Origin of the sequence: Methylocystis sp. (assembly GCF_051061225.1) — a bacterium.
In the GTDB taxonomy this organism is placed as follows: domain Bacteria; phylum Pseudomonadota; class Alphaproteobacteria; order Rhizobiales; family Beijerinckiaceae; genus Methylocystis.
This window is the reverse complement of record NZ_JBPFEB010000045.1, coordinates 37,443-49,363: the sequence shown is the minus strand read 5'-3', so window position 1 is coordinate 49,363 and position 11,921 is coordinate 37,443. Positions and strand designations below refer to the sequence as shown.

At 63.3% G+C, this 11,921-nt stretch carries 14 protein-coding genes and 1 pseudogene; 5 read left to right on the top strand and 10 right to left on the bottom strand.

Going from position 1 to position 11,921, the window contains the following annotated elements; translation table 11 throughout:
* Positions 1-16: 16 nt before the first annotated feature.
* The 4 genes from ACR652_RS09105 to ACR652_RS09090 all read right to left on the bottom strand — a co-directional run bounded on the left by ACR652_RS09105 (position 17) and on the right by ACR652_RS09090 (position 3,455).
* Positions 17-295, bottom strand: coding sequence for a hypothetical protein (locus ACR652_RS09105; protein WP_434506191.1), 279 nt, complete (start codon positions 293-295; stop codon positions 17-19).
* Between the two features lies 1 nt (position 296).
* Positions 297-2,291 carry a ferrous iron transport protein B gene (gene feoB, locus ACR652_RS09100; RefSeq protein ID WP_434506190.1) on the bottom strand — a complete coding sequence of 665 codons (1,995 nt, stop codon included), beginning with the start codon at positions 2,289-2,291 and terminating at the stop codon, positions 297-299.
* Positions 2,288-2,533, bottom strand: a complete 246-nt coding sequence (locus ACR652_RS09095; RefSeq protein WP_434506189.1) for a FeoA family protein — start codon at positions 2,531-2,533, stop codon at positions 2,288-2,290. The genes feoB and ACR652_RS09095 overlap by 4 nt, the downstream gene beginning before the upstream one ends.
* 457 nt (positions 2,534-2,990) lie before the next feature.
* The gene (locus ACR652_RS09090) at positions 2,991-3,455 is read right to left on the bottom strand and encodes a hypothetical protein (protein WP_434506188.1); all 465 of its coding nucleotides are present in this window, start codon (positions 3,453-3,455) and stop codon (positions 2,991-2,993) included.
* Positions 3,456-3,847: 392 nt separating this feature from the next.
* Here ACR652_RS09090 and ACR652_RS09085 point away from each other — a divergent pair.
* From ACR652_RS09085 to ACR652_RS09075, 3 genes and pseudogenes are all read left to right on the top strand, one after another.
* A pseudogene (locus tag ACR652_RS09085) lies at positions 3,848-4,402 on the top strand (NYN domain-containing protein); the annotation flags it as partial.
* On the top strand, positions 4,388-4,639 hold the full coding sequence (locus tag ACR652_RS09080; RefSeq protein ID WP_434506301.1) for an H-NS family nucleoid-associated regulatory protein: 252 nt from the start codon (positions 4,388-4,390) through the stop codon (positions 4,637-4,639). The pseudogene ACR652_RS09085 and the gene ACR652_RS09080, both read left to right, overlap by 15 nt.
* A 393-nt stretch (positions 4,640-5,032) precedes the next feature.
* A complete protein-coding gene (locus tag ACR652_RS09075; RefSeq protein WP_434506187.1) occupies positions 5,033-5,422 on the top strand; it encodes a hypothetical protein in 390 nt (129 codons plus the stop codon).
* A gap of 108 nt (positions 5,423-5,530) precedes the next feature.
* On the opposite strand, the gene ACR652_RS09070 is transcribed toward ACR652_RS09075, so the two are convergent.
* A complete protein-coding gene (locus ACR652_RS09070) occupies positions 5,531-6,205 on the bottom strand; it encodes a hypothetical protein (RefSeq protein ID WP_434506186.1) in 675 nt (224 codons plus the stop codon).
* Between ACR652_RS09070 and ACR652_RS09065 the strand changes: the two genes are divergently transcribed.
* A complete protein-coding gene (locus tag ACR652_RS09065) occupies positions 6,206-6,439 on the top strand; it encodes a hypothetical protein (protein ID WP_434506185.1) in 234 nt (77 codons plus the stop codon). It begins immediately after the preceding gene.
* 230 nt (positions 6,440-6,669) lie between these two features.
* Here the strand turns inward: ACR652_RS09065 and ACR652_RS09060 are convergent, their stop codons facing one another.
* The gene (locus tag ACR652_RS09060; protein WP_434506184.1) at positions 6,670-7,821 is read right to left on the bottom strand and encodes an STAS domain-containing protein; all 1,152 of its coding nucleotides are present in this window, start codon (positions 7,819-7,821) and stop codon (positions 6,670-6,672) included.
* Positions 7,822-8,064: 243 nt separating this feature from the next.
* Between ACR652_RS09060 and ACR652_RS09055 the strand changes: the two genes are divergently transcribed.
* Positions 8,065-8,619 (top strand): hypothetical protein, encoded by a 555-nt coding sequence (locus tag ACR652_RS09055; RefSeq protein WP_434506183.1) that lies wholly within the window; start codon positions 8,065-8,067, stop codon positions 8,617-8,619.
* Between the two features lie 49 nt (positions 8,620-8,668).
* Here ACR652_RS09055 and ACR652_RS09050 read toward each other — a convergent pair whose 3' ends face one another.
* From ACR652_RS09050 to ACR652_RS09035, 4 genes are all read right to left on the bottom strand, one after another.
* Positions 8,669-9,037, bottom strand: a complete 369-nt coding sequence (locus tag ACR652_RS09050; protein ID WP_434506182.1) for a YidB family protein — start codon at positions 9,035-9,037, stop codon at positions 8,669-8,671.
* A gap of 142 nt (positions 9,038-9,179) precedes the next feature.
* Positions 9,180-9,500, bottom strand: a complete 321-nt coding sequence (locus tag ACR652_RS09045; protein WP_434506181.1) for a hypothetical protein — start codon at positions 9,498-9,500, stop codon at positions 9,180-9,182.
* Between the two features lie 109 nt (positions 9,501-9,609).
* A complete protein-coding gene (locus ACR652_RS09040; RefSeq protein ID WP_434506300.1) occupies positions 9,610-10,623 on the bottom strand; it encodes a WD40 repeat domain-containing protein in 1,014 nt (337 codons plus the stop codon).
* A gap of 5 nt (positions 10,624-10,628) precedes the next feature.
* Positions 10,629-11,858, bottom strand: a complete 1,230-nt coding sequence (locus tag ACR652_RS09035; protein ID WP_434506180.1) for a hypothetical protein — start codon at positions 11,856-11,858, stop codon at positions 10,629-10,631.
* Positions 11,859-11,921: the final 63 nt, after the last annotated feature.

Here is an 11,921-nt window from a genome sequence, read left to right as displayed (position 1 = left end):
CTGGAGACGGATCGCGTCAGCCGGGCTCGCCCCCCGACAGCCGCCGCGCGGCGGTCGCGCCCTTTTCGGTAAATGTCCAGAGGCGCAGGCCCCTGATGGCGCCGCAGGCCTGCGATGCGGCGCAGGCGCCGCAGGATGCGCCGCAGGCCGCGCCGACGGATTTGAGATAGCCCTGCCGTTCAAGTTCGAAAAAGAGTCGCTCCGCAAGGCCGGCGTCGATCGAAAGGTCGCGCGCGACCTCGCCTATCGTCACCGTGCCGCGCTTGGCCGCTGATTTGAGAATTGCGCTGAGCATATCAGGACAAAAGCCAGGCCGCGGCGGCATAGGAGACGGCGCCGCCGGCCGTTGCGACGAGCAGCAGCAGGCCGACGCTGAACAGGGTCCAGGCCCGGCTGCCGGTCTCCTGCCGGATCGCCGAGACGGTCGCGGCGCAGGGGATGAACAGCATGGTCGTCACCAGAAAGGAAAGGCCGGCGGGGATCGTCACCGAATGCGACAGGGCGTCGGCCAGGGAGCCGCCATCGGCGCCGTAGATCACGCCGAGCGTGGCAATGGCGTTCTCCTTGGCGACAAAGCTCGTGAACAGCGCAACCGTGAGGCGCCAGTCGAATCCCAGAAGCCGGCCGAGAGGCTCCAGAAACTGGCCAAGCTGCGCAAGCCAGCTCGTTTGGATCACGCCGTCCGGAAAATAGGCCAGCAGCCAGACGCCCGTGGAGACAGCGAGAATCATCGTGCTCGCGCGGCGCAGGAACGACCAGGTGTGGCTCCACATGAACAGGCCGATGGTTCGTGGATTGGGCGCGTGATAGAGCGGCAACTCCATGACGAAGGACATGCGTTCGTTTCGGAAGAGCGTATGGCTGAGCGCCGCGCCGAGGAGCGCCAGCACGGCGATGTTCAGCATGACGAGGCCGAGAGACGCCCAAATCGCGGTTGCGCCGAAGAACACGGGCGCGAGAAAAGCCAGAACCGCGAAACGCGCGCTGCAGGGAACGAGGGGCGTCAGGAGAATGGTGAGCAGGCGTCCCGATGGCGATTCGATCACCCGCGCGCCCATGATGGCCGGCACGTTGCAGCCGAAGCCCAGACAAAATGGCAGAAAGCTTTTGCCGTGCAGGCCGATCCTCTGCATGAACCGGTCGGTGAGATAGGCCACCCGGGCGAGATAGCCGGTGTCTTCGAGGAAGCCGAAGATCGCGTAGAACACGAGAAGCAGCGGCAGGAACGTCAGGACCAGCCCCGCGCCGCCCAGAACGGCGTCGGCGATGAAATGGGAGAGAGCAGGGGGCGCGCCTGCGAGCGCTGCGACGGCAAACTCCCTCAGCGGCAGGATCACCTGGGTCTCCAATATGCGCTGGAGCGGCCAGGCGACCGTGAAGGTGAGGGCGAAGGTCACGCCCAGCGCCAGGAAGAGGATCGCCATGCCGCCGATTGGATGCAGCGCAACACGATCGATCCGCTCGGTCAGGCTCGCCTCGCCGCGCGGCGGTCTGCGCACCGCCGCCTTCACCATGCGGTCCGCCCAGAGATAGCGGCCGCCAATGATGTCGAGTGCCGCATCCTCCTGTTCGGCGAGAAGCGTTTCGACCTGCCGCCAGTCTCGCTCGGGCGTCCACCGTCGGGCCAGGGCGGTCACTTCCGCATCTCCCTCGAGCAGCTTCAGAGCGACCCATCCGGCTTCGTAGGGGCGCGGCACATGTTTTTCGATCTGCTTGCTCAGCCGGTTCGCCGAACGGCGGAGGCCCGCGCCCAGTTCGGGGCGCGCGGGATGGAAGCGCGCGCGATCGTCCGCCTGGGCCACCGCGACCGAAATCAGGTCCGAAACGCCCGCATTGGCGACAGCGGTGACCGGCGTGACCGGCAGGCCCAGATTGGCTTCGAGAACGACCGGCATGATGTCCACGCCTTCGGTCGCCGCGACATCCATCATATTGAGGCCGAGCGTTACGGGAACCGGCAGGGTCAGCAATTCGGCGAGCAGATAGAGATTGCGGTCGAGCGCGGCGGCGTTGGCGACAAGCACGACGACGTCCGGCTTTTCCTGAATGATGTAATCACGGGCGATCCGCTCTTCTTCAGAGCTTGCCGTGAGGCCGTAGGCGCCCGGCAGGTCGACGATCTCGATCCGGCGCCCCTGAAAGAGGAGCGTCCCCTCTTTCCGCTCCACCGTCTTCCCCGGCCAGTTGCCAACATGCTGGTTGAGGCCCGTGAGCATGTTGAAGACGGTGGATTTGCCGACGTTGGGCTGCCCCGCGAGCGCGATCTTCAAAACGGCCTGGCTTCCAGTCATCTCGAGACGTCCACGAGAATGGTTTTGGCTTCTTCATAACCGACGGCGACAAGCGTGTTGCGCACGCGGATCAGCGTTGGGCCCCGTTTCCGTGTCTGCATGACATCGGCCGCCGCGCCGACGAAAAGGCCAAGCAGCATGAGACGGCTGCGAAGCTCATGGTCGCCGCGAAAGGCGCGCAACACGATTCTTTGACCAGCTTCGATCTGATCGAGCGAGAGATTTTCGACGCACGCGCCCATGGCTGCTTTCGGCTGAGGGTCGGGACGGCCTATTCTGCCTCAAAAATCGAGGCCGTGTCGCCTGTTCGAGCCGGATGTGCGGCGACATTTTCGCGGGTGGGCGCGCCCCGATGTCCCGCGCCGTCACGCGCTCCGGGAATCCCTGCCGGTCGATGATCTGATCTTGCGCTGATCCCAGCTCAAGCTGAAGCCGAGGAAAAGCGGCCCCTTCGCGCGAAGGAGCCGCAAGGTCCACGCAACGAGTTCACTCCAAGACGCAACAACGCCACGCCACCAGGAAGCCGAATCGGCTCTTGAGTCGATAATGGTTAACAAAAGGTAAACGGTCCAGCTTTATGTGTGCTGCGGCGCGAGAAGAGCGGGCGGCCGAAGGCGGAGAGCGGCCCCGGGCGGCTCATGATATGGCATTGCCTCGCGATGGCGCGCGAGGCAATGCGTCCCTGTCTGCGCGTCGCGCTCAATCAAACATGAGTTGCGCTGTCGTGATTGTCCGGTCGAACCAGGCGCTGGGTTCGTAACAATAGCCGTTTGTCGGGACGGGCGCGTCTTGGCATTGCGCGGCCCGGTCGTTCCATTTGTAGCCGGCGGTCTGCATGCAGGCGACAATCTGTCGCGAAATCACGCCGCTTCGGCCGCCTCGGGCTTCCGGATGGGCGGATTCGCTGGCGAGTTCGCATTGAGACGCGCGCTGCATCTGACCCTTGAGAAAGGCCGTGTTGCTCGATCCGGTGAAATGGACGCCGACGCCAGCGACAAACATGAACGCGGCGGCGGAAAACACAATCGCCTGAGCCAGGCGATGCCTGTTTTCCATGAGCACGGGATTGCTGCGCATGAACCCCACGCCGCCCGCGACGACCATCACACATCCAGGCACAAAGAAAGCGACCATGGCTATGACGGTAACTTCAGGTATATTCATGCTGATCTCCTGACGGATTCGATCGGATCAAGTAAAGGCGATGCGGCGCGCCAGTTGCATTGGCGTCGCTATGCTGCAAGACCCAGTTTTTCCGGATAGACAAGGCCCGGCTTGGATCGAAATTCACATGTCTGGCAGAGACCGTCTGAGACTTTGTCTTTCATTGCGAAATTTTAATGCATCGCGTGGCGGTTCGTTTCGTCGCAATCAAGGCGCGCGCCGCCGCGTCAGGCGAACGCGCTCATGCCGGCGCTCTGCCCTCATGCGTTGGGTAGGCTCTCTTGTCTGTTACAAGAAGTGGTATAATGTTGCATTCTCTCAGACGGCGGCTCGCCGATTTCTCAGAGGCGGCCCCTGTGGCTGCGTTGCGATAGACAAGACAGAGCAGGGAAATGGCTGAGCTTGAGCGTATTGCACTATTCATTGATGGCGCGAATATCTACGGAGCTGCGAAAGCGCTCGGATTTGAACTCGATTACAAACGCCTCTTGCGTGAGTTCCAGGGCAAGGGGCGGCTGATACGCGCCTTCTATTACACCGCGCTGCTTGAGGAGCAGGAATATGTCTCGCTGTGGCCGCTGATCGACTGGCTCGATTACAACGGCTACTCGGTCGTCACCAAGGCGGCGAAGGAGTTTGTGGACTCCCAGGGCCATCGCAAAGTGAAGGGAAGGATCGATGTCGAACTCGCCGTCGACGCGCTTGGCATGGCGGATCACATGGATCAAATGTATCTGCTTTCCGGTGATGGCGATTTCCGATCGCTGGTCGAAGCTGTCCAACGGAAGGGCGTGCGCGTGTCCGTCATCTCGACGGTCTCCACGCACCCCGTGATGGTCGCAGATGAATTGCGCCGGCAGGCGGACGAATTTATCGATCTCGTCGACTTGATCGGGAAAGTCGGCCGAGACCCCGCGGAAAGAGGGAGTCGGATGCTGGCGTATCAGCATCCCGTCTTGTCCAACACGGCCTCCGACGCGGAGATGGAATTTTCCCGCGACTCTGGAGGCGGTCGACCGCCGCTCACTCCCAAGTTCACAAACCCCGAGACAGGAGACACCTGGTCGGGACGCGGTCCATATCCTCCCCAATGGGTGAAGTCCGTCATGGACGCGCGCGGATGGACTCTCGAGGATTTCAAGGGCTCGGATGAGTTTCTCTCGAAAGCTCCCGGCAAGTATTGATCCGTGGCGGGGTTGACCCCGCCACCGTGTGTTCGCCGAGAGCGACGCATGCTCCGCCAACAAGGCGTCTACAGACCGGTGAAACTCGAGGGAAGCTGATCAAAGCTCCACGTCATGATGGACGGCTTGCCGCCGTAGGGCTTTGTGCTCGGGCCGGAATTTTCATTTCCGAGCTGGCCCTTTTCGCTCCCAGCAATCGGCGACGCCGTCCGAGGTGATTGCGCAACTGTGAGGAAACACGGCGCGTCGCCTGCTCATTCCCCTGTTGGAAGGTCACGCAGACGCCGGGAGTCCCTCTGGCAAATTGCCCGGAACCGGGCGAGAGAATGTTCGGCGCATCCAAACCAGAACCCGCGCAAGTGAACCGCTTATCGATCGAAGAGAGGAAGGCAGATGAAAATCCTGTTGATCGGCTCCGCCGCCTGCATTGTCGCGCTGATCACGACCGCATGGCTGATGACCTTCGCCAAATGGTTCCCCATCGCCGCTGTCGATCGCTTCGTCATCGACTACAAGACAATGATCCGGGCGCATGTCGACTATGCGCTCATGGCGCTCTTCGGCGTGGGTTTCTATGGCTCGGGCGTGGAGCTTCCCGTCATCGCCTGCTGGTGCGTCGCCATCGGCGGCTTCTCCAATCCCACCGTCTTCACCATCGCGGCGTTCGATCCCAACTTCTGGGACAAGCGGCTGTGGCGGGTCTATACGGCGCTGAGCTTCGTGGTGTCCTCCGTTGGCTTCATCTGGATCGCCTACGCCCTCGCGATGCATGCGATGAGCTGAGGGAAAGGGCCGTTCTGTGGCCGGGAGCATGAGCCCCGGCCGCGCGGACGTTCCCTGCGAAACCTCCGCGCGGCGTTGCTTCCACTTCAAGAGAGCCAGCGGCGCTCCTCAGCGCTCGTTGACGGTGATGGGCTCTCCCGTCACGGCCGCGCTCAGCGGCGCCGAGATCTTGTTGCAGCCCGCCGAGCCGAGGCCGATGCTCCAATGCGCGTCGTTTTGCCAGTCGGGCTGCACGCCGAGATCGGCGATGGCGCAATGGACCGTGATGATCTTGTCCTCTTCCAGTTTCTGCAAGGCGGGATATTCGAACTGGTAGAAAATGCGATCCTGGCCCGCGCCCTGGACGAGGGCCCAGACCTGCACCTTTTTCCCGGTCGCCTGATAGAAGCCGCGTATGGACTCGACATTGCGGGTGGAGACGTTGCCCCAGATCTGATCCGCGCTTTTGAGGCCATCCGGCAAGGGGAAGAGATTGGGATATTTCTTGCCGTAGATCGTCACCGACTTGTCCGAATTCGGGAACGCGCGGTCGTACCAGTGCTCTTCGAGCAATCTGACGAAGAGCGGATACTGGTTCGTCGTCGTGGCGCCTTCGATCCAGACAGCGCAGCGCGTGTCTTGCGGCGTTTGCGGATCGTTGGGGTCCTTGGCGTTACAGCCCCAGTTCAACTTGGATTTCTGGTTGATGGATTCGACCACCCGCACGGCCTTGCCGCGGTTGCTGCCTCTATATTTGTCCGAAGCCGGGTCCGAGGTCTTGGCCGGTCCCGAATAGAAGGCCATGTGAACTTCAGTATCCCGTGTGGTGACAAATGGCTGGTATCCGACCGCCTGATTGCGAAAATTCAATGCGAATCGCTGATCGCTGGTCTCAAAGTTCTTGAGATCGAACGGCGTGAAGATTGGCTTGTATGGATCGTAACCATCGCTCCAGGCTCGCGCGGAGCCGGTTGCGCCGGTGAAGAGAAGCGACAACAGGAAGAAAGTCGCCGCGCCCGCGCGCCGGGCTTTTACTGAACGAGTGCTTATTGTCATGGATCTGCCCACCCAGTCTTCAATGAAATTGACGGCACGAGAGCGTGCAATCACCCGGGATTGTGGCTGTCTTGAGCGGCGCCGGCAAGCATTTCCGCACGAGCTCTCGCTGCGTGTGGACGACCACGCGCACAGGTCTGATTTTGCTCGACTTGATCCGAAGGCGCGCTCTCGTTACGGCGTAACAAATAGCAAAGCCAAAGATGACTGCGTCAGGTCTCCTGCCGGATTTTGGGGAGGATGAATTCCTTCAGGGCGAAGGCGAGTTGGTCGCGCATCTTGGGCAAGGCGGTGATTGTGTAAATGGCTCTCAAGGACGCCAGAAAGTGGCGGTTGTCCTGAAAAAACCGATAGTCTTCCGCAGGCTTGTCCGAGAAATACGCTTGCAGGAACTTTTCAAACAGCTCGCGCCCCATCTCGGGCGTCAATCCGGTCGCGAGCTCGCAGACGTTGAATTCGGGCGTGTCGTAGATTGTCGCGATCAGTCCGATGTCGAAGAAATAACTCCCAATCGAGAAATCTCCCATGTCGATGATGAAGGGTTGATCGCCCTTGAACATGATGTTGCTGCTGTGGATGTCGAAGTGGACGCAGGTCTCGGCGGATGGAATTTTTTCCAATTGCCGTTGCAGGAGCTGGATGTCGTCGCTGCTGAGGAAAAACCCCATCTCCTCGATGTAGGCGCGCAACTGCGTCTTCATATCCGGGAGCATGGCCGGGTCGCCTGTGGCGCGATGGATTGTCTTTGCAATGTCCGCCAGCTGACGGGCGTGAGTCGCCATATCATCCGGCGTCTTCCTGATGATCGAGCTGAAAAGCTCTGCTTCCAGCATCTCGTACACGATGCCGGTTCGGTTGCCGCAGGCGACGACGTCATAGGAAATCGCCGTGGGGACGCCGAGGATCAGCGCGGCGCGGGCGAATTGCTTTTCTCTTTCCGCGACGACCGGATCAACGCCTTCGCGATAAAGCTTGACGACGGTTTCTGGGTCGAGGCGATAACAGTCGCCGAAGGCGCCGGCGGAAATCCGTTCCGCGGACTCCAGTGAAATTTCGCGCGGTTTCGGCTTCCATCGGAAGATTTCGCCGAGGCCGGTCACGTCCAGAACCGAGCGGACATTCGGCGTCACATTCAAGATATTCAGAGAGCCGCCTCTCGCGGCCTGCTTCTGATGCGCGAGCAAAAGCACGCGCAGTCCCGCGCTTGAAACATATTGGCATTCGCCCAGGTCCAGCGTCACGCAGTCCGCGTCGGCTGTCGCGAGCTCCTTCTCCAGCAGCGCGCAGGTGTTGGCGTCGAGGCGCCCCGTCAAGGAAAGCGACACGCGATCCTTCGCAAGCTGTTTTGAAATCTCAAGCGTCATTGCTGTTCCTCCCCGCAGCACGCGTCCCTGCCTGCAACAAGAGCTTGCGACGGCAAGACCGCAGATGCAAAGACGTTGGCCGCCTGTGGCTTGGCCCGACACATATCACGACGGGAGAGCGGGCGCTTGCTGTGTCACTTCATTGCTCTGATCGAGCTTGTTGTAAAACCGAAACAGCGCTGCCTGAAAAAGCTCAAAAAGCCGGCTTACTCCGCAGTCGGGGGGGGGCGTCGCGCAATGACAATGACTCGTGAGACTTGGGAGGCTTTTCAGCGCTGGCTCGCGAGCCTCCCGCCGGACGTCGTGGCGAAGGCGCGTGAACTCTGCGCCGTTGATGGCCATGACCCGGATGGGCGCATCGAGGAGTATGGCGCCAATTGGATGGTCTATGTCGAGCAGGCGGAGGAGGCGCTCGCCGCCGCAGCGTCGCGTTCCGACGTCAGCCAGCCGGAGCTGGTCTCGCCACAACCCCTCGAACCCTCCTTCTGGGCCAGGGCGGCGCAGGCGGTCGATCGACACGGCATGTACTACATGTGCTTCGCCCTGTTTGTCGGCTGGGGCATTGTTCTGGGCGCGGATATTCTCGGCTACGGGCCGCAGGCCTATATCGGCGGGCCGATCGGCGGCTTGATTTATTTTTTCTCTATGAGGGGCGGGCCGTCAGAGGACGAAGAGAGCGCGGAGAGCCGCTCCGTCACGGATCACGTCCCGCCGCCGGTCGAGCCGGAACAGGACGGGCGCAGCCGGCGAGAACATCGTCATCGCTCACATGCGCGCAGGCGCAGACACGAACACTGACGCGAAAGACGGCGTGGCCGGCGCAAAGCCGGCCATCGTCCCTTGTCGCTTACTTGTGCGAGCAGGCCTTGCGCACGGCGACCGGCAGCAGCTCGGCGACCAGATCGCGCATGCGCTCGACCGGAATCGCCGCCTTTTCGGACAAGTCACGCATGTCTTTCCATCCGAGAAGCTGCAACGCCTCGACGGAATTGATCGAAGCGCCCGAACCCGCGGCGCTCCATGAGCGAACCTTGCCGGAATAGCCGGCGCGCTCGAATCGCTTCATGACCTCGGCGATTCCGCCCCTGGCCTTGAAGTAATCCTGAAGAAGGCCCAGCACCTCGTCCTTTTGATCCCGCCGCCGTTCGATGATCACGGCCGCGGCCGGCGCAAATTTGAAGGACAAAAGGTCAAAGAGGCGCGTGATCCAGTTCATCCCACTCTCCGGATTGATGGGTTTCTGCCACCCGAGCGCCGTCACGTTAGGGCGCAGACATTGTCAATTCGTTAAGGAACCAGCGCCCGCGCAGATCGGCGGGACGGCGCGGCGGGAGCGAAGATCCCGCCGCATTCCATCGTCAGTGGTGATGATGATGGACGTGGTGATGATGATGGATGTGATGATGGTGGTCATGGTGGACCACCGGGGCGGGAGTCGGGGCCGGGGCGGCCGGCGCGCTGACTCCGACGGTCTTGTTTCCGGTCGCCTCGTCGAGGACGCCGGTCACCGCCTTGCCGGCGCCCTGGCCGACATGTTCGACGGCGCCGCCGACATCCTTGCCGGCCTTTTCGAGGCCCGCGCCAACGGCCGAAATCGGGTCCTGGGCGCGCGCCCCCTGGGCGAAGGCCAGCGCGCCAGCGATCAAACCAGAAATCAGAACAAGTTTCCTGATGCTCATGTCACTTACCTCTTGGGAAATGAACTCGTACGGGCGCGCACAATAAGGCCGTTTTGGCGACAAGCCAATTCTCAAGCCCATGATGGTTAAGGGTATTTTTTCCCGAGCGTCAGCCCCGGGGCAGGGTGAGCAGGCCGGCGTCGCCATTTTCCGCCCCGAACAGGAGCCGCGCGCCTTTCCTGTCCCAGGCGAGCGCCGAGATTCTGGCGTTCTTCGGGTCTTCGGCGGGGCGGCGCACCAGCAGTTCGGAACCGTCCGTGATCCGCGAGATCATGATCAACCCATCGTCGAAGCCGATGGAGACCACGAGCGCGGCCGGGTGAAAGGCGACGCGGGTCACCGGCACATTGGTGCGCACGCCGCATTCACGCGGGCTCTGTCCCATCGGGCCGTCCTTGCCCGAGAACGGCCAGATGATGCAGGCGTCGGCGCCCGAGGTCGCGAGCCATTTGCCGTCGCTGGACCAGGAGAGACTGCGAGTCTTGCCGGGATAGCCGGCCATGCGCATGTGCTTGGCGTCGGCGATGCGCCAGCCGTGCAGCGTGTTCTCCTGCATCGAGGTGATGAGGAACCGCCCGTCGGGCGATACGGTGGCGTCGATATGCGAGCCGCTCCAGGCGAGCGACTCGGGCTTGCCGGCGTTGGGAAACCACAGAGTCGCGCCATTGTAATGCGCGGCGGCGAGGCGATAGCCCTTCGGAAAGAAGGCGAGGCCCCGGCAGGTCGACGGCAGATCGAGCGATTTCACCTCGCCCTTGGCGGACCGCGCGCGGATGTTGCGACCCGCCGACCAGGCCACGGCTCCCTCCTGGGCCGCCACGGCGTCGATCCATTTGCCCTGTTCGGCGGCGAGCGTCTCCATTTCGCCCGTCTCGTCGGTGGCCACCACCCGGCCGTCGTCGCCGCCGGTGATGAGCCGGCGTCCGTCGCTCGCCGCGACGAGGATGGCCGCGTCGGGATGGGCTGCGGCGCGGCGATCCTCATGGACCTCGCCGAGGCGCACGGACCCGTCGGCCAGCGCGAAGGCGGGCGTGTCTGCGAGCCAGGCGGCGGCGACGACGGGCTCGCCGAGCGCGAGGGGCTCAACGGCGGCGGTGAGACTGGGATATTCGGACACTGTGATCTCTCTCAGGCGGGGTCTTCCGCAGGGGAGTCCGGCCCGATCGGCACAACCGGGCGACGTTTGCGAAACTGGCCACGCATGACCAGAGCGAAAGCGATGGCGTCGAGACCCGCCAGCGTCAACCACCAGAGCTGCTCGGCGGCGGGGCCGAGCAGGCAGATGACGAAGGCGGCGCCGAGCCCGCCGAGCAGGAAGGGCGAGAGCGCCGGACGCGCCGCGCCGACCTCGAAAGCCGCGCGAGCGAGCGCCAGCGCAAGCGCCGCCGCGCCGACGACGCCGAGATCGAACCAGATCTGGAAGACGAGACTACGCGGGGTCGCGGCGGGCAGATAGCCGCCCAGCACGCCCCATGTCGCGGCGCCAAAGCCGTGGCCGAGGAGGGTGCGCAGCCCGTCATTGGCGATGACATGGCCCCAGAGCGTCAGATATTTGAAGAAGTCCGGCGCCTGTTCGGGCCAGAGTCCACGGGCGGCGAGAGCGGCGAGGGGCGCCAGCAGCACGATCGCCGCCATCAGGAGGGCGAGCGTCCGCGCCGCGGCTTGCGGACGGCCGAAGGCGGCGGCGCAGACCAGCGCTCCGCCGAGCAGCGCGGGCAAGGCGTTCGGCGCATTGGCCACCGCGCAGGCGACGAGGGTCGCGAGGCCCAGCGCCGCCGCCCAGCGCCAGCGGCTGCGCACCGCGAGCGCGCCCATGGCGGGCCAGACCAGCAGCGCGAGGCCGAGACCGGCGCGGCCGAGCGGGCCAACGTCGAGAATATCCTCGGCCGTATATTTCGGGGCGAGAAGCTGCGTGACCGCGACGAGCGCCACGACGGCGACGCCCACGCCGATCGGCAGCAGATTGAGGTTCGAGGTCTTGGTGCGCAGGGGCATCAGCCCGGCCGCCGCCGCGACGAGCGTCATGGTCAGCGAGGCTTTGACAAATCGCTCGCCCGGCCCCTCGAAGGGCGTCCACATGAGAGACACGCCCGTCCACAGCCCCAGCATCAGGGCGGCCCAGACAGGCGGCGACTGCGCCAGCGACCGCAGCGAGCCGCCCGATCCGTCCTTGCTGGACAGAACGGAGGCCGCCAGCAGCAGCGCGGCCCCCACCGGCAACAGGATATAGACCGTTTGCCGGGCGAGAATCGGCGCCGAGAGGGCGATCACGAAGAGCATGAAGACGCCAAGCCTCAGCAGGAGGCGGGCGGCCTCCTCGGAAGGGTCTTCGGCGGGTCGTCTCGAAAACGTGAACATGCCAATCGCGCCCGGAGGGCCATGAGAAAGAGTCCTGACAAAGAGATTAGCCCGGATTCGGAA